This window comes from Rhodococcus ruber, assembly GCF_016804345.1.
GTDB lineage: Bacteria > Actinomycetota > Actinomycetes > Mycobacteriales > Mycobacteriaceae > Rhodococcus > Rhodococcus ruber.
The window spans coordinates 1,343,790-1,364,363 of record NZ_CP044211.1 but is presented as its reverse complement, the minus strand read 5'-3'; the positions used below and the strand labels follow the sequence as shown (position 1 = coordinate 1,364,363).

At 71.3% G+C, this 20,574-nt stretch carries 17 protein-coding genes; 5 read left to right on the top strand and 12 right to left on the bottom strand.

All coding sequences use genetic code 11. From position 1 onward, the window contains the following. Nucleotides 1-16: 16 nt before the first annotated feature. Nucleotides 17-1,252, bottom strand: a complete 1,236-nt coding sequence (locus F1734_RS06335) for a cutinase family protein (RefSeq protein ID WP_017680913.1) — start codon at nt 1,250-1,252, stop codon at nt 17-19. Between the two features lie 228 nt (nt 1,253-1,480). Here F1734_RS06335 and F1734_RS06330 point away from each other — a divergent pair, with 228 nt between their 5' ends. After that, a complete protein-coding gene (locus F1734_RS06330; RefSeq protein ID WP_017680914.1) occupies nt 1,481-2,152 on the top strand; it encodes a heme-binding beta-barrel domain-containing protein in 672 nt (223 codons plus the stop codon). On the opposite strand, the gene F1734_RS06325 is transcribed toward F1734_RS06330, so the two are convergent. The 6 genes from F1734_RS06325 to F1734_RS06300 form a co-directional block, all read right to left on the bottom strand. After that, nucleotides 2,140-3,852 carry a BCCT family transporter gene (locus F1734_RS06325; protein ID WP_029539989.1) on the bottom strand — a complete coding sequence of 571 codons (1,713 nt, stop codon included), beginning with the start codon at nt 3,850-3,852 and terminating at the stop codon, nt 2,140-2,142. The genes F1734_RS06330 and F1734_RS06325 overlap by 13 nt on opposite strands. A gap of 314 nt (nt 3,853-4,166) precedes the next feature. After that, on the bottom strand, nt 4,167-5,828 hold the full coding sequence (gene cydC / locus F1734_RS06320; RefSeq protein ID WP_203011441.1) for a thiol reductant ABC exporter subunit CydC: 1,662 nt from the start codon (nt 5,826-5,828) through the stop codon (nt 4,167-4,169). After that, the gene (gene cydD / locus F1734_RS06315; RefSeq protein WP_203011440.1) at nt 5,828-7,687 is read right to left on the bottom strand and encodes a thiol reductant ABC exporter subunit CydD; all 1,860 of its coding nucleotides are present in this window, start codon (nt 7,685-7,687) and stop codon (nt 5,828-5,830) included. The genes cydC and cydD overlap by 1 nt, the downstream gene beginning before the upstream one ends. Then, nucleotides 7,684-8,721 (bottom strand): cytochrome d ubiquinol oxidase subunit II, encoded by a 1,038-nt coding sequence (cydB, locus tag F1734_RS06310; RefSeq protein ID WP_040274077.1) that lies wholly within the window; start codon nt 8,719-8,721, stop codon nt 7,684-7,686. The genes cydD and cydB overlap by 4 nt, the downstream gene beginning before the upstream one ends. Before the next feature lie 10 nt (nt 8,722-8,731). Further along, on the bottom strand, nt 8,732-10,228 hold the full coding sequence (locus F1734_RS06305; protein ID WP_017680647.1) for a cytochrome ubiquinol oxidase subunit I: 1,497 nt from the start codon (nt 10,226-10,228) through the stop codon (nt 8,732-8,734). 212 nt (nt 10,229-10,440) lie between these two features. After that, complete coding sequence (locus tag F1734_RS06300; protein ID WP_010593857.1) at nt 10,441-11,286, bottom strand: aminodeoxychorismate lyase; 846 nt, start codon at nt 11,284-11,286, stop codon at nt 10,441-10,443. 54 nt (nt 11,287-11,340) lie between these two features. Between F1734_RS06300 and ygfZ the strand changes: the two genes are divergently transcribed. From ygfZ to F1734_RS06280, 4 genes are all read left to right on the top strand, one after another. Then, a complete protein-coding gene (gene ygfZ, locus F1734_RS06295; RefSeq protein WP_102031006.1) occupies nt 11,341-12,471 on the top strand; it encodes a CAF17-like 4Fe-4S cluster assembly/insertion protein YgfZ in 1,131 nt (376 codons plus the stop codon). Beyond that, a complete protein-coding gene (locus F1734_RS06290) occupies nt 12,468-13,142 on the top strand; it encodes an MOSC domain-containing protein (protein WP_010593855.1) in 675 nt (224 codons plus the stop codon). Before ygfZ ends, F1734_RS06290 begins: the two co-directional genes overlap by 4 nt. Beyond that, nucleotides 13,139-14,113, top strand: a complete 975-nt coding sequence (locus F1734_RS06285; protein ID WP_048772587.1) for an asparaginase — start codon at nt 13,139-13,141, stop codon at nt 14,111-14,113. Before F1734_RS06290 ends, F1734_RS06285 begins: the two co-directional genes overlap by 4 nt. 183 nt (nt 14,114-14,296) lie before the next feature. Further along, a complete protein-coding gene (locus F1734_RS06280) occupies nt 14,297-14,506 on the top strand; it encodes a DUF3073 domain-containing protein (protein ID WP_003936528.1) in 210 nt (69 codons plus the stop codon). A gap of 265 nt (nt 14,507-14,771) precedes the next feature. On the opposite strand, the gene purM is transcribed toward F1734_RS06280, so the two are convergent. From purM to F1734_RS06255, 5 genes are all read right to left on the bottom strand, one after another. After that, a complete protein-coding gene (gene purM, locus F1734_RS06275; protein ID WP_026137732.1) occupies nt 14,772-15,845 on the bottom strand; it encodes a phosphoribosylformylglycinamidine cyclo-ligase in 1,074 nt (357 codons plus the stop codon). Nucleotides 15,846-16,020: 175 nt separating this feature from the next. Continuing rightward, nucleotides 16,021-17,607, bottom strand: a complete 1,587-nt coding sequence (gene purF / locus F1734_RS06270) for an amidophosphoribosyltransferase (RefSeq protein WP_203011439.1) — start codon at nt 17,605-17,607, stop codon at nt 16,021-16,023. A 116-nt stretch (nt 17,608-17,723) separates the two neighbouring features. Further along, nucleotides 17,724-18,110 carry a sterol carrier family protein gene (locus tag F1734_RS06265; RefSeq protein ID WP_203011438.1) on the bottom strand — a complete coding sequence of 129 codons (387 nt, stop codon included), beginning with the start codon at nt 18,108-18,110 and terminating at the stop codon, nt 17,724-17,726. A gap of 11 nt (nt 18,111-18,121) precedes the next feature. Continuing rightward, complete coding sequence (locus F1734_RS06260; RefSeq protein ID WP_048772588.1) at nt 18,122-18,805, bottom strand: CPBP family intramembrane glutamic endopeptidase; 684 nt, start codon at nt 18,803-18,805, stop codon at nt 18,122-18,124. Continuing rightward, nucleotides 18,802-20,574, bottom strand: coding sequence for an alpha/beta hydrolase (locus F1734_RS06255; RefSeq protein ID WP_010593849.1), 1,773 nt, complete (start codon nt 20,572-20,574; stop codon nt 18,802-18,804). The genes F1734_RS06260 and F1734_RS06255 overlap by 4 nt, the downstream gene beginning before the upstream one ends.

The following is a 20,574-nucleotide window of genomic DNA, read 5'->3' as shown; positions in this document are numbered from 1 at the left end:
GCCCCGCCGTCGTTCGTCAGTTCTGCGGCTGTCCGCTCACCCGCTCGGCTTCGGCGAGCGCGACGATCCAGTCGACGATCCGCTCGCTGTCCCAGTACCAGGGATCGTGCGGGTTGGTGTTCCAGTAGCCGATGTGCTGGACGAAGCCCAGCAGGATGTACGGCTCGACGAACAGATCGACGATGCCGCTGTTGTCGTCGACGAAGCCGACTCCCTCGGCGCGCAACTTCTCCAGCACGATGGGCCGGCCCGGGCCGACGGCCCAGTCGCGGATCTCCCGCATCCGTTCGGGGCTCACGTCGGCGCTCGGATCCACGGGGTAGGTCTTGTCGACGACCTTGCGCAGCACGTCGAGGAGGGATTCGTCGGACTCCCACCAGTCGTCCCGGGTGACGATGTGCGCGGCGGCGCGGGCCGCCGTCACCGCCACCGTGCGTCCCAGGTCGTCGACGGTCTGCATCGGGTCGATCAGGGTGAACCGCATCTGCCCGAGCATGCCGAGGGCCAGCTCGAGGACCGCGATGTCCTCGGGGGCGTCGCACGCCACGTCGTAGCGCCGGCACGAGTACACCACCCGGTCGGCCAGCGCTCCGTAGTCGGCGGGCTCGGAGGACATGAATCCGCCGCCGCGCGGACCGGCCCCGCCGAGCGAGTCGACCCCCGCGGGGCGGTACGGGTCACCGACGAGGACGACTCCGGCGATGTCGTCCGGGGCGACATGGGCGTCGTCGGGCCGGTGCCCGAGTTCGCGGCTCACCCGTTCGATCACCTCGGCGCCGACGCTGTACCCGACGAGGGCGAACCGGGTGCGCTCCCCGCAGGCGCGCTTGCGTTCGTCGAGGATGCGGTTGGTGGACGCGACACCCGCCGCCACCGAGTCCTGATAGGTGGGCACGTCCTCGAACAGGCCGAGACCGTAGGTGGCCGGGTACGGAACGTACATCCAGCCGATCGTGCCCGGCCGGTCCGCGGTGGCCTCACCGGCCGGGACCGTCACGTTGCCCACCCAGTTCGACCACAGCTGACGCGACTCCTCGACCACGGGGTCGCGGTCGGCCTCGGAGTCGGTGGCGCCGGAAACCGCCACGATCAGCAGATCGGGGCACTCGAGTGCGTAGTTGTCGGGATGGACGCCGGGCCCGGACGAACCGCTGTTCGACCCCGCCCCGGGGACGGCGACCGCGTCGGGCGGGATCAGCGACAGGGCCGCGAGGACCGCGGCAACCGGCAGCAGCAGACGGATGGAGCGCACACGACCTCCGAATCGGGCTTTCCGGGCGAAAGGCCCGCCCGGCCCCGTGCACGGTACTATCCCGCGCGCCGCGTCGCGCGCCCGGTGGGGACGTCGGTTTTCGCGCTTTCCGGACGCCGTCTAGGATATGGCCGTGGTCATCTTCTTCGAAGCGCTCCTTGTCCTGGCGGCCGTGCTCATCACATGGTTCGCGGTGTACGTCCTCTACCGTCTGGTGACCGATCAGCCGTGAGTGCCGAGTCCGGTGAGGAACGGGAAGTCGTCCGCGGCAGCGGCGACAAGGCCGTCGCCGACGCCCTCGAACGGGCCAAGGCGACTGCCGACAAGAACGTCCCGATCCTGAGCGGTCTGCCCGTCCCCGACGACACCGCGAATCTGCGCCTCGGTCCGGACATGCATCCGGAGCTGCTGGCGCTGCTGCCCATGGTGGGTGTGTGGCGGGGCGAGGGCGAGGGCAACGACCCCCGCACCGGCGACTACCGCTTCGGCCAGCAGATCGTGGTCACCCACGACGGCGGCAACTACCTCGTGTGGGAGGCCCGTTCGTGGCGCCTCGACGAGGAGGGCGCCTACAGCGGTCCGGATCGCCGGGAGAGCGGCTTCTGGCGGGTCGCCGGCACCGGCGCGCCCGGCAGCGAGGATCCGGAAACCCTCGAGTTGCTCCTGAATCACAGCTCCGGCGTCGTCGAGCTGTACTACGGCACCGCTCTGACCCAGTCGTCCTGGGAACTGGCGACCGACGTGGTGATCCGCAGCCAGTCCGGCGAGGTGGTCGGCGGCGCCAAGCGCCTGTACGGCATCGTCGAGGGCGGCGACCTCGCCTACGTCGAGGAACGGGTCACCGCGGACGGGGACCTGCGGCCGCACATGTCCGCGCGGCTCGCTCGCTACATCGGTTGATCCTCACGGGTTGATCCTCGCGCCGGGGAATCCGTTCCGTCACCGGGCTCGGCGTCCGGATCCGGCACGGCGCGGGTGACGACGACGGGCTCCGGAGCGGGCCGCTGCTCGGCGGCCTCGAGTTCCTCGGCGGTGCGCACCCGGCTCCACTGCCGGGTCACCGGCTCGGCCCGCTCCCCCAGGTCGTCGCGGATCCCCTTGACGAGGCTGTACATCATCACGAAGCCGATCACGAAGAACGGCAATCCGATCACCGTGATGACCTGCTGCAGCGCGTCGAGACCGTCCTTCCCGGTGGCCACGAGCATGGTCGCGGCGACGAGACCCATCAGGACCGCCCAGAACAGGCGCTGGTGCAGCGGCACCCGTCCCTCGTTGCCGGCGGCCATCATGTCCAGGACCATCGCGGCGGAGTCGACCGAGGTGATGAAGAAGACCACCACGATCACCACGGCGAAGAACGACATGACGCCGGCCCACGGGAAGTTGCCGAGGAACTCGAACAGGGCGCCGGGAATGTCGCCGTCGCCGACGACCCGGTCGGCGAGACCACCCGAGCCGTTCAGCTCGATGTCGAACGAGGCCATTCCGAACACGCTGAACCAGATCACCGAGAACAGCACCGGCAGCCCGAGGACGCCGGCGACGAACTCGCGGATGGTGCGGCCGCGGGAGATGCGGGCGATGAAGATCCCGACGAACGGCGCCCACGTGATGGTCCACGCCCAGTAGAAGACGGTCCAGGTGTTCTGCCAGCCGGTGTCGCCGAACGTGTCGTTCCAGAACGCGAGCCGCGGCAGCATGCTGCCGTAGATGCCGACGGACTCGATCATGCCCTTGAGCAGGAACAGGCTGGGGCCGGTGACGAGGACGAAGGCCAGCAGCGCGACGGCCATGCCGATGTTGAGGTTCGACAGCCGCTTGATGCCGCGATCGAGACCGAGCGCCACCGACGTCCCCGCCGCCACGGTGACCACCGCGATCAGGACGATCTGGACGAGCCCGTTCTCGGGGAGGCCGAACAGCTCGGCGAGGCCGGCGTTGACCTGCAGAGTCCCCAGTCCCACCGACGTGGCCACGCCGAACACGGTGCCCACGATCGCGATCACGTCGATGGTCTTGCCGATGGGTCCGTAGATCCGGCCACCCAGGATCGGGGCGAAGATGGAACTGACGCGCGGCGGCAGCTTGCGCTTGTAGATGAAGTAGCCGAAGCACAGGCCGGGCAGCGCGAAGATCGTCCAGGTGTGCAGCCCGAAGTGGTAGAGCGTGAAGCCGATGGCCTCGGTGGCGGCGGCCGCGGACCCCGGTTCGACGTCCTGCATCGGCGGGTTCGCGAAATGGGAGATCGGTTCGGCCACGCCCCAGAACATCAGGATCGTGCCGATGCCGGCGGCGAACAGCATTCCGAACCACGCCGGAGTGGAGTGTTCGGGCCGGTCGTCGTCGCCGCCGAGCCGCACCCGGCCGTAGTGCGTGAACGCGAGACCGACCAGGAAGACCAGGAAGGTGGACACCCCCAGGATGTAGAACCAGCCCAGGTTCGTCATGATCCAGCCCGACACGGAACTGAACAGGTTGTCGACAGCCGTGGTGAACGCGATCGTCACGACGACGAACACGAGGGCGATCAGCGCGGAGGCGAAGAACACCCCGGGCGACGTACGAAGGCGTAACAGGCCGTGCGCTCGCTCGAGCATGAGGACACCTTTCGTTCGGGACGCGAGGCGCACGCGCCGCCTACCGCGAACGGGGGTACCCCGAACTGCGCGTTCGCACACCTGCCGGACACGCAAACGGCCCCCGAGCCGTTCTCCGCGGACGCCTGGTCGGCGGATTCCGGTCGGACGGACCGGATGGCTCGGGGGCCGGGTGACTGCGTGGTATTCGCCGGCCGCTGGGCGGTCGACAATCCCGTCGTCGATGACAGCGGCTAGCGCGCAGCCACCTCACGTGTCCGATACTTCAATTCAGACCACCTCCTTTCTCGTGTACGCCCGAAAGTACGCGCCGCTCAGACCGCGGGCAACGAGTTTTTCCCCAGGCGAACGACGAGGTCGGCTGAGGTGTCGCCGGGCAGCTGGTGGGTGACGACGACGACGGTGCGCTCAGGTGCGACGAATCCGGCGTCCCGGTCCAGCAGCAGTCGTTGCAGCTGCGCACCGTCCGCGGCGTCGAGGTGCTCGGTGGGCTCGTCGAGCAGCAGCACCCGCGCGGGGGACACCAGGGCCCGAGCGAGCAGCAACCGGCGCCGCTGGCCCCCGGAGACGGCGCGCGCCCCGCCGACGAGCGTGCTGTGCAGTCCTTCGGGCAGCCCGGCCACCCACTCCCCCAGCCCGACGACGCCGAGCACGGCCAGCGCCTCGGCCTCGGTGAGGTCGCCGCGGGCCACCCGCAGGTTCTCGAGCACGGACGTCTCGAACAGGTGGGCGTCCTCGGCGAAGAATCCCACCGTCCGCCGCAGGGCGGCCGGGTCGAGTTCGGCGAGCGGCACACCGCCGAGGGTGACCGTCCCGGCGACGGGTTCGAGCAGTCCCGCGAGGGTCATCAGCGTGCTGGTCTTGCCGCTGCCGCTGCTCCCGACGACGGCGACGCGCGTGCCGGGTGGCAGGTCGAGCGTGAGGGGCCCGGCGGCGGGGCCGCCGGGCCAGCCGCTGCGCACAGCGACGGCACGCAGGTGGCACGGTTCGACGACGGGCCGGGTGCCGTGCGGCACCGGCCGGTCGGCACGGTCGAGCAGGTCGACGATGCGGCGTGCCGCGATCCGGGCGCGGGTGAGGGTGACGGCAGCACCGGGCAGCGCCGCGGTGGCTTCGAACGCGGACAGGGGCAGCAGCACGAGGATCCCGAGGGACATCGGACTCGCACCCCCGTCGGCGTAGAGCGCGATGCCGACGAGCAACGCCCCGAGAACACTTGCTCCGACCGAGAGGGGGACGGCGGCCTCCGCGTAGGCCGCGGGGAAGGCCGCCCGGTCGGTGGCGCGCACCGCGTCGGCACCGGCGCGGCGGGCCCGGCCGACGGCCTGCGGGAGCAGGCCCGCGACCCGCAGTTCTGCGGCGTGGTCGAGCGCGGTGACCGCGTCGCGGGAGAACCGGAGGCGGGCGGCGGCGCTGTCGGCTTCGGCGCGGGCCGCGGCGCGGGCGGACACCCAGGGGGCTACGACGCCGGTGACGAGCAACGCGACGGCGAGGATCGCCGCGGCGGGCGGGGAGATCAGCGCGAGCCAGCCGACGGCGGCGAGGGCGAGGACCGCGGCGACGGCGATGGGCACCAGTGCCCGCACCACCACGTCGCCGAGGGCGTCGACGTCGGCGCCGGTGCGGGCGAGCAGGTCCCCGCGGCGCAGACCGGCGGAGGCCACCGGGTCGCCGTCGGCGAGGCGCCGGTAGACCCGGGTGCGGGCGGCGGTGGTCCCCCGGAGGGCGGTGTCGTGGCTCGCGATTCGCTCGAGGTAGCGGAACAGCCCGCGGGAGATGCCCAGGGCCCGGACCGCGACGACGGCGACCGTCAGGTCCAGCACCGGGGGCATCTGCCACGCCCGGATGATCAGCCAGGCCGACAGGCCGGCGAGCGCGAGGGCGCTGCCCAGGGTGGCGACGCCGGCGGCGACGGCGGCGGCGACCCGTCCGGGGCGCAGTTCGAGCAGCGCCAGGGCCCGGCGCAGATCGTTCATCACCGCTCCCCCGTACCGGGCGCCGCGTCGCCGTGGGAGACGACCCGCACGCCGGAGTCGGAGACGACCCGCACGCCGGAGTCGGAGACGACCCGAACGCCGGAGTCGGAGACGACCCGAACGCCGGAGTCGGAGACGACCCGAACGCCGGAGTCGGAGACGACCCGAACGACGGAATCGGCGATCGCGAGGATGCTGGGGCGGTGCGCCACGATCACCACGGTGCGTCCGCGACGCGCCAGTTCCCGCACCGTCTCGAGGACCGTGGTCTCGGTCGCGTCGTCGAGGTGGGCGGTGGGCTCGTCCAGCAGCAGGACGGGACGGTCCGCGGCGAGGGTGCGGACGAGGGCGAGCCGTTGCCGCTGCCCGAGCGACAGTCCGCTGCCCTCGGCGCCGACGACGGTGTCCCAGCCGTCGGGCAACTCGTCGAGCACTTCATCGAATCGCGTTGCCGCACAAATCTCTTCGAGTCCGTCGGTGGTGAGATCCACGCCCGTGAGGCGCAGGTTGTCCGCCAGCGTACCGGGGAGCAGCACGGGCCGCTGGGGCAGCCAGGCCACCTGCTCCCACCATGCGTCGTCGGCCGTCACGGGACGACCACCGACCTCGACGCTCCCCTCCGCCGGCTCCGCGAGTCCGAGGACGGCGAGCAGGGCCGTCGACTTGCCGGCACCGTTCGCCCCGGTCAGCACGGTCACGGCGCCCGGCCGGCACACCGCATCGAGCCGGTGCGGGGCGTATCCGTCGCGGCTCGCGACACTGAGATTCGTCAACGTCAGCTCGGCCGAGGTCGCGTCGAATCCGGCACCGGCGGTGGCCGAAGGGGTGGCGGCCGCGCGGTCGAGGATCGTGAATGCGCGCTCGGCAGCCGCCTTGCCGTCCTCGGCGGCGTGGAACTTCGCGCCCACCGTGCGCAGCGGCAGGTACGCCTCGGGGGCGAGGATCAGCGCAACGACGCCGGCCTCGAGGGCCATGTCGCCGTAGACGAGGCGCAGACCGATGCTCACCGCGATCAGCGCGACGGAGAGGGTGGCGAGCCATTCGAGCACGGTCCCGGACAGGAACGCCACGCGCAGCGCGGACATGGTGGTGCGACGGTGGTCGTCGCCGAGCTCGCGCACCTTCTCTGCCGGGCCCTGTTCCCGGCCGAGTGCGCGCAACGTGGGCAGACCGGCGATCAGGTCGAGCAGCTGGGCCGAGAGCGTCGTCATGGTCTGCAGCGTGCGGTCGGCCTTGCCCTTGGTCAGCAGCCCGATGAGGATCATGAACGCCGGGATGAGCGGCAGCGTCACGACGACGATGATCGCCGAGGTGAGGTCCTGGAATGCGATGACCACCACGGTGATCGGGGTGAGCGTGACGGCGAGCAGCAGGGCCGGCACGTATCCGGTGAGGTACTCCGACAGCCCGCCGAGCCCGCGGGTGAGCACCGTGGCGATCTCGTCGCGGCGTGGTTCGAGTTCCCGCGGCGGCAGCCGGGTCGCCGCCGCGAGCACCTCGTGCTCGAGTTCGGCGACGACCCGGCTCGCCGAACGGTGCGCGAACCGGGACTGCACCCACGTGACCAGGGTGCGCACGGTGACGGCCCCGGCCAGGACCAGCAACTCGGTCCGCCATTCCCCGAGTTCCGCGGTGCCGGTGGTGAGCACCCCCGCGAGGACCGCACCGATCGCGAGCGCGGACACGACGATCATCGCGACGTTGATCGTGGCCGTGACGAGGGTGAGCACCAGGTAGCCGCGGGCGGTGGCGGAGTAGCGCCACAGCCGCGGGTCGATCGGCCCGCGACGCCGTGGCGCATCCGCCGCTCCGGGAGCGGAGCCGAACGGACGCACCGCGGCGTCGGCGGGCGCGGTCATTTCGCCCCGAGCGACAGACCGATGGACTTCGGGATGTGCTTGGTGGAGATGCGCTGACGGAACACCCAGTACGTCCAGCCCTGGTAGATCAGGACCACCGGCGTGACGATCACCGCCGCCCACGTCATGACCTTCAGTGTGTACGGACTCGACGACGCGTTCTCGATCGTCAGCGACAGGGTGTCGCCCAGCGTGGACGGCATGACGTTCGGGAACAGCGATCCGAACAGCAGGACGACGGTGCCGACGATGGCGACCGTGGTGAACACGAACGCCCAGCCCTCACGCTCCGCGCGGGTGAGCGCGACGACGGCGAGCAGCGCAGCCGCCGCGGCGCCGACGAGCAGCCACGTCCAGGTCTTGCCGTAGGCGAGTTGCGTCCACAGCACGAAGGATCCGGCCACGACGACCGCCGGAACGGCGAGACGTGCGGCGAGGGCCACGGCGTCCTCGCGCACCTCGTCGGCGGACTTCAGGGCGATGAAAACCGCGCCGTGCAGCGCGAACACCAGCGCGGTGGTGGCGCCACCGAGCAGCGCGTACGGGTTCAGCAGGTCGAAGAAGCCGCCGATGTACTGCTTGTTCTCGTCGATGGCGACGCCGCGGACGATGTTCGCGAACGCCACGCCCCACAGCACGGCCGGTACCCAGGAGCCGAAGACGATGCCCCAGTCGCAGCGCCGCCGCCAGGTGGGGTCGTCGATCTTGCCGCGGTACTCGATCGCCACGACCCGGACGATGAGACCGAGCAGGATCAGCAGCAGGGGCAGGTAGAACCCCGAGAACAGGGTGGCGTACCACTCGGGGAACGCGGCGAACATCGCGCCGCCCGCGGTCAGCAGCCACACCTCGTTGCCGTCCCACACCGGCCCGATGGTGTTGAGCAACACCCGGCGGCGGGTGTCGGCCGTCTCGGTGCGGCCGCGGCCGAGCACCGGCATCAGCATGCCGACACCGAAGTCGAAGCCCTCGAGCACGAAGTATCCGGTGAACAGCACCGCGATCAGGACGAACCAGATCTCTTGAAGTCCCATGACCGATCTCCTAGTACGCGAAGGACAGCTGCTTGGGCCGGCCGGTGTCGTCGGGTTCGTCGTCGTGCTCGCCCGGCGGGTGAGCGTCGTGCGGCAGCGGGCCCTCGAGGGTGTAGCGGCGGATCAGCCAGAACCACACGACGCCGAGCGCACCGTAGACGACGGTGAAGGCCACCAGGGAGGCGATCACGGCGCCGGCCGAGTTGTTCGACACGCCCTGGTCGACGGTCAGCCGGATCATGTCCACGCCCGTCGGGTTGGGGTGCACGACCCACGGCTGGCGGCCCATCTCGGTGAAGATCCAGCCGGCGCTGTTGGCCAGGAACGGCGTGGGGATGGCGAGGATGCTCAACCAGCCGAACCACTTCTGGTCGGGGACGCGGCCGCGGCGGGTCACCCACAGACCGGCGACGGCCAGCGCGGCCGACCCGGCGGCCAGGCCGATCATGGCGCGGAACGACCAGTAGGTGACGAACAGGTTGGGGCGGTAGTTGCCGGGACCGAATTGCTGCTCGTACTGGTCCTGCAGGTCTTCGACGCCCTGCAGGGTGACGCCGGTGAACTCGCCCTGCGCGAGGTACGGCAGCACGTACGGCACCTCGAGGACGTGGATGACGCCGTCGCAGTTGTTGTGCGTACCGATCGTCAGGACCGAGAACTTGGGGTCGGTCTCGGTGTGGCACAGCGACTCCGCGGACGCCATCTTCATCGGCTGCTGTTCGAACATGAGCTTCGCCTGGATGTCGCCGCTGACGAAGAGCGCGACACCGGAGACGATCATCACGAGCATGCCGAGCCGGGCGGCGGGCCGGAACATGCCGCGGGCCTCGCCTTCGAGCCGGTCGGCCTCGACCGGCTCGGCCTGCGCGGCGCGGCGCATGTTGCGCACCATCCACCAGCCGGCGATGCCGGCGACGAACGTGCCGGCGGTGAGGAACGCCCCGGCGACGGTGTGCGGGAACGCCGCGAGCGCGGTGTTGTTGGTCAGCAGTTCCCAGATGCTCGTCAGTTCCGCACGCCCGGTCTCGGGGTTGTACGTCGCGCCGACGGGGTGCTGCATGAACGAGTTGGCGGAGATGATGAAGTACGCGGAGGCGTTCACGCCGATCGCGACCAGCCAGATCGTCGCCAGGTGGACCAGTTTCGGTAGCCGGCCCCATCCGAAGATCCACAGGCCGAGGAAGGTCGATTCGAGGAAGAACGCCACCAGGCCCTCGAGCGCCAGCGGGGCGCCGAAGACGTCCCCGACGAAGCGGGAGTATTCGCTCCAGTTCATGCCGAACTGGAATTCCTGCACGATGCCGGTGGCCACGCCGAGGGCGAAGTTGATGAGGAAGAGCTTGCCGAAGAACTTCGTCAGGCGGTACCAGTGGTCCTTCTTCGTGACCACCCACATGGTCTGCATGACCGCGATGAGCGGGGCGAGACCGATGGTCAGCGGGACGAGGATGAAGTGATAGACGGTGGTGATGCCGAACTGCCACCGGGACAGGTCCAACACATCCATGGCTACTCCGAGGTAACGCCCAGGGACAGGCTCCGAGTCCGGGGCACGGGCTCGGGGCCTCGGACTCTGTGCACAAGGAACCATCCGCCGGACGCGTCGGTGACCTTGTTACTACTTACAGTAGTAGAAGTGGACAGGAGCGTCGACGGTGTCGACCGACACATCCCCGCGCTCGCGTGCTCCGGACCGGCCCACGACGGGGGATCCGGCGCTCACTCGACCGCGGCGTCCACCAGGGCCTCGACCTCGCCGACCAGGGACCGCCGGGACAGATCGTGCCCGTCGAGGGTGTGCACGCGCGCCGCCAACGCGACGCTCGAGACCAGCCAGACGCCATCTGCCACAACGAGATCCGCAGGACGGACCGGCTCGTACCGCACCACGAAGTTGTGGTCGCCCGCGACGTCGAACAGCGCCTGCTGGGTGGTGCCGGGCAGGATTCCCTGCTCGGGCGGCGGGGTGATCAGCGTGCGCCCGCGCGCGACGAGGACCGACGAACGTGGCCCTTCCAACACGAAACCCTCGCTGCTGATGTAGATCACATCGTCGGCCCCGAGGGACTCGGCATGCCGCAGCGCCGCCATGTTCGTCGCGTAGGACAGGGTCTTGGCGCCGAGCAGCTGCCACGGCGCCTTCGACGCGAGATCCACCGAATACCCGCGCTCGAGCGTCACCACGGACACACCGTCCGCGCGGGCCTTGTACACCCGTTCGGCCACCGGGGTCAGCAACAGGAACGCGGTCGGCTCACTGCCACCCTCCCGGCCGCGGGTGTACACCAGGCGCAACGCCCCTTCCCGCTCCGCGTCCCACTGCTCGACCGCGACGTCGATCGCCAGCCGCCAGTCGTCGCGCTCGGGCGTCGGCAGCCCCGCCGCCGCGGCGGAGGACACGAGCCGGCTCAGGTGCTGCTCGACGGTCCGTGCCCGCCCACCGCGCACGAGGAGGGTCTCGAACACCCCGTCGCCGCGCAGCACCCCGATGTCGTCCGCGTGCAGCAGCGGCACGTCCGCGTCCCGAACCTCGCCGTCCAGCGTCACCAGCACCCGCTCAGCCATGCGCACACCCTATCCATTCCGCCGGGCGCAGACCCGCGCTCCTAGACTGATGTCGTGGCCGACACTCCCTTTGTGACCGACAGCCCACTTCTCGCTCGTCCCGGTGCCGTTCCCGCGCCGGCCGGCACCCCGGACACGGGACTGCCCTGGCACTACGGCGATCCGTTCGGCGAACAGCGGGCCGCCCTCACCGGCGTGGCCGTCGTCGACCGTTCGACCCGGTTCGTCGTCGCGATCTCCGGCGAGGAGCGCCTGAGCTGGTTGCACACCATCTCCAGCCAGCACGTCGCGCAGCTGCCCGACGGCACCTCGGCGGAGAACCTCAGCCTCGATGCGCAGGGCCGCGTCGAGCACCACTTCGTGCAGACCGACCTCGACGGCGTCACCTGGATCGACACCGAACCGCAGCGCGGGCCGGACCTGTTGACGTTCCTCAGCAGAATGGTGTTCTGGTCCAAGGCCGAGCCGCGGGACGGCAACGAGATGGCCGTGCTGAGCCTGCTCGGGCCGCGCGCCGGCGATGCCCCCGTCCTGGCCGCGCTGGGCATCGACGCCCTGCCCGCCGACGTCTACGCCGCGGTCGCCCTGCCCGGCGGCGGGCTCGTCCGGCGCATGCCCTGGCCCACCGACGACGCGTGGGACCTGCTCGTCCCCCGCGAGCGGCTCACCGACGTGTTCGCCGCCCTGGTCGACGCCGGGGCCCGCCCGGCCGGAACGTGGGCGTTCGAGGCGCTGCGCGTCGTCGCGCTCCGCCCGCGGATCGGTCTCGACACCGACGAGCGCACCATCCCGCACGAGGCCCGCTGGATCGGCGGCCCGGCCGAGCACGGCGCCGTCCATCTCGACAAGGGCTGCTACCGGGGGCAGGAGACCGTCGCGCGGGTGCACAATCTCGGCAAGCCGCCCCGGCATCTCGTCCTGCTGCACCTCGACGGCTCCGCCGAGGGCCGGCCCGAACCCGGGGACCCGGTGACCGCCGACGGCCGCGCCGTGGGGCGGCTGGGCACCGTGGTCGACCACTTCGAGCTCGGCCCCGTCGCGCTGGCCCTGATCAAGCGGAACGTGCCCGTCGGCACGGCCCTCGTCGCCGGGCCCTGCGCCGCGGCGATCGATCCGGACTCGATCCCCGACGACGCCACCGTGCAGGCCGGCCGGCTCGCCGTGGAACGGCTCCGGGGTCGGTGAGCCACCGGAACCCGCCGACCGGACGGGTCGAGGCGGTCTGCACGGTGCACTCCGTCCGCGCCAGCGGCACCCGCCGTGTCGCGCACACGGCCATCGACAAGCGTCCCGTGACCGGCCCCGTGCAGGTCCGCCGGCTCGGCCTGGCCGGCGACCGGCAGTGCGACACCGCCCACCACGGCGGTCGCCACAAGGCGGTCTACGCGTACGCCGAGGACGAGGCACGTCGCTGGGCCGACGAGCTCGGCCGCGAACTGCCCGCGGGGTGGTTCGGCGAGAACCTGCGCGTGAGCGGGATCGCCGCCTCGGATGCGGTGATCGGCGAGCGCTGGCGGATCGGCGCGCTCGGTCTGCTCCTCGAGGTCACCGGGCCGCGCACGCCGTGCGGCACCTTCGGGGTGTGGGCGCAGGAACCGGGCTGGGTGCGGCGGTTCGCCGCGCGCGGCGACACCGGGGCCTATCTGAAGGTGCTCGCCGAGGGCCCCGTCGAGGCGGGCGACGGGATCTTCGTGGTGCACGTACCCGAACACGGCGTGACCGTGCGGGACCTGTTCACCGGCCGGGACCCGGCGCGGATCGCGGAGATGCTCGCGCAGCAGGACGACCTGTCCCCTAGTGTCGCCGACAAGGCTCGCAGACGAGTCGCCGGACGAGAGGTGCAGGTGGAGTATTGAGCGTCGAACTCGTGGAAGTGGTGCGATCGGGGTTCCGCGAATGCGTGCACCGCGGCTCGCTCGTCGTACTCGACCCGGCCGGCGACGTGCGGCTCGCACTGGGCGAGATCCGCACGCCGATCTATCCGCGGTCGTCGAACAAGCCGCTGCAGGCGGTGGCGCTGCTGCGGCAGGGCTTCGTGCCCCGCTCGACGGAGGAACTCGCGATCGCGACGGCCTCGCACGAGGGCGAGGCCGGGCACGTCCGGCTGGTGGACGCGCTGCTCGCCGGGCACGGATTCACCGAGGACGACCTGCAGTGCCCGCCGGATCTGCCGGGCAACGAACCGGCCCGGGCGACGATCGTCGCCGCCGGTCACCCCCGGCGGACGGTGTACATGAACTGCTCCGGCAAGCACGCCGCGATGCTCGCGACGTGCGCCGCGAACGGCTGGCCCGTCCGCGCCGGCTCGGACGAGCCGGGCTACCTCGACTCCGCCCATCCGCTGCAGCAGGCCGTGGTCGAGACGGTCCTCGACCTCGCGGGCGACGTCGAGGACACCGATCTCGGAATCGACGGGTGCGGCCTGCCGATCGTGCCGCTGCCCCTGGTCAATCTCGCCCGGGCCTATTCGCGGCTGGCGACGGCCGAGCCCGGGACGCCGGAACGGGCCGTGGCCGACGCGATCCGGAGTCATCCGCACCTCGTCTCTGGCACCGGCAAGGACGACGCCCGGTTGATGCCCGCGGTGCCGGGACTGCTGTGCAAGGCCGGGGCGGACGGCGTGCACGCGGGTGCCCTGCCGGACGGCACCGCGTTCGCACTGAAGATCGACGACGGCCACGAGCGGGCCCGCCTTCCCCTCACTGCCGCCCTGCTGCACCACCTCGGAGTGACGTGGTCCGAGGAGCACGCGGAGCTCGCGTCGCAGCCGGTGCTCGGCGGTGGGATCCGGGTCGGCACGGTCCGGGCGATCCCCGGAGTGCTCTGAACGCTCCCTCGTCCCGCATTTGCCCAGGTCGCCTGTGGGTGAGACCAATCGGACACCGGCGCCACCAGGTGTGTGGAGGCGGAACCGACTTTTCCACGCTAGAGTGGTGGCCAGGAAAATACTCAATTAACCGGGGCCGCCAAATTCCCCAGGCCGCCCCGTCAAGGCGCGAGGGGGTTAGCCATGGGCCGCGGCCGGGCTAAGGCAAAGCAGACCAAGGTTGCACGGGAGCTCAAGTACAGCTCACCGGCCACCGACTTCGAGAGCCTCCAGCGGGAGTTGTCTGGCGGTACACCCAACTCGCACCGGGACGAGGTCTTCGCAGACCAGCGTTCCGGACCGGACGGTCGTTCCCCCTGGGACGACGACTACGACGACGACTGGCGTCGCTGACCCGAGCCTCACGCACAGGAGGGGGGAGTCGGACCACCGACTCCCCCCTTCGCTGGCACCCTCCTCGCCGTCCGGATCTCGCACACCGCTGCGACACCCGGCCGGCAGGTGAGGCGATCCGGAAAACTTCGTCACCACGACGCGCAGCGCCCGGGCCGTCCTGCACGGCCCGGGCGCTGCGCGTATCGGTGCGACGCGTATCCGGTGTCGGATCCGGCTCCGGTGCCGACTCCGTTTCCGGTGTCGGCTCCGGACCGGCGCCGGGTCAGAACCGCGGGTGGTCGCCCACGAGCACGGCGCGCACGTCGTCCTGGTCCTGAGACTTGCGCACGGTGCCCAGCGTCCAGCAGTCGATGTGGCGCGCGGTGAGCACCGCGAGGGCCCGGTCGACGTCCTCGGGCGCGACGATCGCGACCATGCCGACGCCCATGTTGAAGGTCTTCTCCATCTCGGTCCGCTCGACGCGGCCGCGCTGGGCGATGAGCCCGAACACCGGGGCCGGGCTCCACGTGGTCCGGTCGAGCTCGGCGACGAGTCCCTTCGGCATCACCCGGGCCAGGTTGCCCGCGAGCCCTCCGCCGGTGACGTGGCAGAACGTGCGGACCTCGGTTTCGGCGGCCAGCGCGAGGCAGTCCTTCGCGTAGATCCGGGTCGGCTCGAGCAGTTCCTCGCCGAGGCTGCGGCTGAACTCGTCGACGTGCGCCGTCAGGCTCATCTTGCCGATGTCGAGAAGGACCTTGCGGGCCAGCGAGTATCCGTTCGAGTGCAGCCCCGACGAACCCATGGCGATCACCACGTCGCCCGGGCGCACCCGGTCGGGCCCGAGCAGCCGGTCGGCCTCGACGACGCCGACACCCGTGGCGGACAGGTCGTAGTCCCCGTCGGCCATCACGCCGGGATGCTCGGCGGTCTCGCCGCCGAGCAGGGCGCAGCCGGCCTGGACGCAGCCCGCCGCGATGCCGCCGACGATCTCGGCCACCCGCTCGGGCACCACGCGCCCGACCGCGATGTAGTCCTGCAGGAAGAGCGGCTCGGCGCCGCAGACCACGAGGTCGTCGACGACCATCGCCACGAGGTCGAGACCGACGGTGTCGTGCTTGTCGAGGGCCTGCGCCACCGCCAGTTTGGTGCCGACCCCGTCGGTGGACGCCGCGAGCAGCGGTTCCTTGTAGTCGCCCTTGAGCGCGAACAGCCCCGCGAATCCGCCGAGGCCGCCGAGCACCTCCGGGCGGGTCGCCTTCTTCGCGTGCGGCGCGAACAGTTCGACGGCTCGATCGCCGGCCTCGATGTCCACGCCCGCCGCTGCGTAGGAAGCTCCGGGGGTTGTGTCCTCGGTCATGGGTTGTCGGCTCCAGCCTCGAGTTGTGGTGAACAGGTGTATCGGCATCGCTGCCGGGCGCGCGAACGCACGCCGAAGCCCGCCGATCGCGCACCTCAAGGTACCCGACCGGGCCGGACCGCCGACGCGCGACGACGCGAAACCGGGGCCGCCGTCCTCGCGACGGCGGGCGGGTCTAGGGACGGCTCAAGGCGTCCGCGTTGTCGTTGTCGAGCGCCGGCGTGGCCCCCGCGGCCCCGCCGAGCATCCCTTCGAGCACGTTCTTCCCGACGGCGTGCTCCTTCGGCAGCGCGATCGGGTAGTGCCCGTCGAAACACGCGGCGCACAGGCGCGAGGCGGGCTGCTCGGTGGCGCCGATCATCCCGTCGATCGAGATGTATCCGAGGGAGTCCGCGCCGATCGACCGGCGCACCATCTCCACCATCTCGTCGAAGTCGTGCCCGGTCCGTTCGGAGGCGTCGCGGGTGCCGCCGCCGTTGGCGATCAGCTCGGCCGGGGATGCGAAGTCGATGCCGTAGAAGCACGGCCACTTCACCGGCGGCGACGCGATCCGCACGTGGATCTCGAGCGCACCGGCCTCGCGGAGCATCCGGATCAGGGCCCGCTGGGTGTTGCCACGCACGATCGAGTCGTCGACCACGACGAGCCGCTTGCCGCGGATGACCTCGCGCAGCGGATTGAGCTTGAGCCGGATGCCGAGCTGGCGGATGGTCTGGCTCGGCTGGATGAAGGTACGGCCCACGTAGGCGTTCTTCATCAGGCCCTGGCCGTAGGGGATCCCCGAGCCCTGCGCGTAGCCGACGGCGGCGGGCGTGCCCGACTCCGGCACCGGAATGACCAGGTCCGCGTCGACCGGGTGTTCCTTGGCCAGTCGCCGGCCGATCTCCACGCGAGTGGCGTGCACCGAGCGGCCGGCGATCGTCGAGTCCGGCCGCGCGAGGTAGACGTACTCGAACACGCAGCCCTTGGGCTCCGGGTTCGCGAAGCGGCTCGAGCGGACGCCGTCGGCGTCGATGGCGAGCAGCTCGCCGGGCTCGATGTCGCGCACGAAGGACGCGCCGACGATGTCGAGCGCGGCGGTCTCGCTGGCCACGACCCAGCCGCGGTCCAGGCGGCCCAGGCACAGCGGCCGGATTCCCCACGGGTCGCGTGCCGCGTAGAGCGTGTGCTCGTCCATGAAGGTCAGGCAGAAGGCACCGCGCAGGTTCGGCAGCAGCTCGAGGGCCGCCTGCTCGACCGTGCTGTCGGCGGCGGCGTGCGCGAGCAGCGCGCCGACGATGTCGGAGTCGGTGGTGGCCGTGACCGCCCGCCGGTCGTCGCCGAGGCCCAGTTCCCGGGCACGCTGGGCGAGTTCGGCGGTGTTGACCAGATTGCCGTTGTGGCCGAGCGCGACGCCGGTGCCGGCCGCGGTCGTGCGGAAGATCGGCTGGGCGTTCTCCCAGGTGGTCGACCCGGTGGTCGAGTAGCGACAGTGCCCGATCGCGATGTGCCCGGACATGGCGGCGAGGGTCTGCTCGTCGAAGACCTGGCTCACCAGCCCGAGATCCTTGAACACGAGGACCTGAGAGCCGTCGGCGACGGCGATACCGGCCGCCTCCTGCCCCCGGTGCTGCAGCGCATAGAGGCCGTAGTACGTGAGCTTGGACACATCCTCGCCCGGAGCCCAGACTCCGAAGACTCCGCACTCCTCACGAGGTTCGTTCTCGGGTTCCTCGGCTGCGAGGAGATTACGTGTGTGAACCGACAGATCGGCACTGGTCACCGGGGTGCTCCCTGGGGGCTGGACAAAAGAGAGGCAAGGCCATTCTACGGGTCGGCCGACGGTGCCCCGCTCCGACGGGTCACCGGGGCCTCCTCCGCCGTTCCCAGCCCTTGCGCTCACAACCGCAGCAGCGGCATCCAGTGCGCGATCTCCGCGGCACGGCTCCCGGACGCGTCCAGCGATCCCGCGGCGGCGGCGCCGGCGAAATCGACGAGTCCCGTGACCAGACGAAGCCACGTCCGCGGGCCGGTCTCGACGACGTTGGGCGGAGTCCCCCGGGTGTGGCGGGGCCCCTCGATGCACTGCACCGCCACGAACGGCGGCACCCGCACCTCGACGCTGGATCCGGGCGCCGCCTGCTCCAGGGCGCGAGCGGTCAGGCGCACCGCCGCCGCGAGGTCGGCGCGGGCCGGTGCGTCGACCGTCTCGTCCCGCAGCCACGGACCGACCCGCAGGACGGCGGCGCGGAGCTCGGCGGGGTCGACGGGTTTGCGCGGTGCCACGGCGAGCCAGCCTAGCTACGCCGGGCGGCGTCGTCGTCCTCGGCGGGCAGTCCCGCCAGCCGCACCGCCACGGCCCCGCCGACGTTGAGTGCCAGGTGCAGCAGGGCGGGTGCGAGGACGCTGCCGCTGCGGCGGCGCAGCCGGTCGAAGACCACCGCCGAGAGTCCGGTGACGAGCACCGTGCCGAGCACGTGATGACCGGCGTCCCGCGCGGGCTGCACGTGCCACAGCCCGAACGCCGCCGCGTGCAGACCGGACCCCGCCGTGCCCGGACCGAGCAGCGCCGCGAGAACGCTGCGGAACAGCAGCTCCTCGGCGGCGACGGTGCCGAACGGAATGTGCAGCCCCACCCATTCGTAGAAGTCCTCGCGTTCGGCACGGGCTTCGTCGACGAGCCGGGCCCGCAGCGACGGGACGGCGAGCATGCCTGCGTACGCGGCCAGCGGGACGGCGGCGGCGGCCAGACCCCACCGCGCGCCGGACACGAGATGCCGTGGATCCAGTCCCAGCATGCCCCGCTCGACGCCCGCGGCCCGGGCCGCGAACACCGCGGCGGTGCCGACGGTCGCCGAGAGCACGGCGCGCCCGCGCGGCCCGATCCGGGTGGCCGGCAGCACCGCGCCCCAGCCCACGACCGCCGCGGCGACCGCCGGACCGAGCCACGGCCGGCGGTGACTCCGTCCCGGCCGGCTCACTTCTCCGGTCCCTGCAGATCGTCGATGACGGTCAGCGCGAACCGCACCCGCTCGGTGTCGGCCTCGGTCCAGCCGTCGGGCGCAGTGACCGCGATCCAGCCGTCGAGCACCGTGGTGCCGTAGTTGTGACCGTGCCCGTCGGGCACCCCGGCGGCGTTGGTCAGATCCGCCGAGACCTGCCAGAAGGTCACGAACGGGAACCAGCGCATCTGCGGAAGCCGGTCGGGGCCGGGCGGTTCGGACAGCCAGTCCGGCCGGCTGACGATCAGGTCCGGGGACCACCACACCACCGGATCGGACGCGTGCTGCAGGTACAGGATCCGGGGGAACAGCCACGGGGTGTCGGGCTCCCCGATCGACGCGCGGTCGTCGGCGAAGCGCACCACCAGGCCGTCCGCGTACACCGGTTCGACCTCGGTCGTGCCCGGGTCTCGGCGGTCGACGAGCTGGCGCCACAGGCGGTTCGAGTTGGGCGGGCCGACCCACAGGACGCCGTCGACGGTGTCGCGGATCGCGGCAACCGTGCCGAAAGCGCCCTCCCCCGACTGGGTTCCGAGGCTCTCCCCGTACACATACAGCTCCGGCCGATGCTCGGCGGACTGGGCGAGCCACCGGTTGTGAACCCGATCGATGAGCATGTCGCCGGCGGCCGCGGCCTTCTCACGGTCGGCGAGGAAGGAGATCCAGCTCGGCATGTACGAGTACTGCCACGCGACGAGGGCGACGTCGCCGTTGTGGACGAGCTCCATCATCATCGCCGCGGTCGGATTGACCCATCCCGTTCCGGTGGTCGGGATGATCACGAGCACCTCGCGGTCGAACGCGTCGGTGCGTTCGAGCTCGTCGATCACGACGTCGGCACGCGCCTCGGGGGTGTCGGCGGTCTCGAGTCCCGCGTAGACCCGGATCGGTTCCCGGGCCGGGACACCGTTGATCGCGGTCAGCTCGGCGGCGTCGAGACCTCGGCCGACGAAGTCGCGCCCCTGGTAGCCGAGGGTGTCCCACGCCGCGAACGACTCGGGGCTCCCGGACTTCTCGGGCACGAGCGGCTGCGTGACTCCCGGCCGGGTCTCGTTGTTGTGGATGCCGAACACCCAGTTCAGTCCCGCGTAGGCGCCCCGGGCCAGCACACCGTCGATGAGCATGAACACCACCAGCACCACCAGCAGCGCACCGAGCGAACGCGCGGCCCCCGGCGGTATGCGCAGACGCCGCACCAGCTGCCACGCGACGATCCCCGCGAGTTCGCGCAGGCCGCGCCAGGTGGCGATCAGGGTGAGCGCGACGGCGGCGGCGAGCACCAGGGTCCGCAGATACCCGCTGGTCGTGGTGCCCTCGGCGTTCATCAGCGCGGCCAGCTGGCGTTGCTGCCGCGACGCGAACACCAGCGCCACCAGCGACGCGAGCACGGCGGCGACCGGGACCGCCACCTTGATCGCCCGCAGCACGGGCAGCGGCGGTGGCCACCACGGCCGCTTCGCCAGCAGCCGGTTGCCGGCCCAGCCGACGGCACATCCCACCCCGTAGCCGATGGCGACGTTGATGCCGCCGATCAGCCCCTGGAACAACCAGTCGCGAGGCAGCAGCGACGGAGTCAGCGACCAGCAGAAGAACAGGGCCGCGAAGGCGATGCCGGTGAAATCCAGGCTCAGCGCCCCCCACACCTGGGCGGTATGGGGGTGGCGGTCACCGAATTCGGTGACCGCGTCGATGATCCGGCCCTGCCGGGCCTCTATCGACGCCAGCCGATCGACCTGGGAACCGACCAT

What these genes read in the sequence shown, in the direction of transcription:
- F1734_RS06255 (WP_010593849.1), bottom strand. Translation starts at nt 20,574, where the DNA reads ATGGTCGGTTCCCAGGTCGATCGGCTGGCGTCGATAGAGGCCCGGCAG.
- F1734_RS06280 (WP_003936528.1), top strand. Translation starts at nt 14,297, where the DNA reads ATGGGCCGCGGCCGGGCTAAGGCAAAGCAGACCAAGGTTGCACGGGAG.
- F1734_RS06300 (WP_010593857.1), bottom strand. Translation starts at nt 11,286, where the DNA reads ATGGCTGAGCGGGTGCTGGTGACGCTGGACGGCGAGGTTCGGGACGCG.
- F1734_RS06325 (WP_029539989.1), bottom strand. Translation starts at nt 3,852, where the DNA reads ATGCTCGAGCGAGCGCACGGCCTGTTACGCCTTCGTACGTCGCCCGGG.
- cydD (WP_203011440.1), bottom strand. Translation starts at nt 7,687, where the DNA reads ATGACCGCGCCCGCCGACGCCGCGGTGCGTCCGTTCGGCTCCGCTCCC.
- purM (WP_026137732.1), bottom strand. Translation starts at nt 15,845, where the DNA reads ATGACCGAGGACACAACCCCCGGAGCTTCCTACGCAGCGGCGGGCGTG.
- cydB (WP_040274077.1), bottom strand. Translation starts at nt 8,721, where the DNA reads ATGGGACTTCAAGAGATCTGGTTCGTCCTGATCGCGGTGCTGTTCACC.
- cydC (WP_203011441.1), bottom strand. Translation starts at nt 5,828, where the DNA reads ATGAACGATCTGCGCCGGGCCCTGGCGCTGCTCGAACTGCGCCCCGGA.
- F1734_RS06305 (WP_017680647.1), bottom strand. Translation starts at nt 10,228, where the DNA reads ATGGATGTGTTGGACCTGTCCCGGTGGCAGTTCGGCATCACCACCGTC.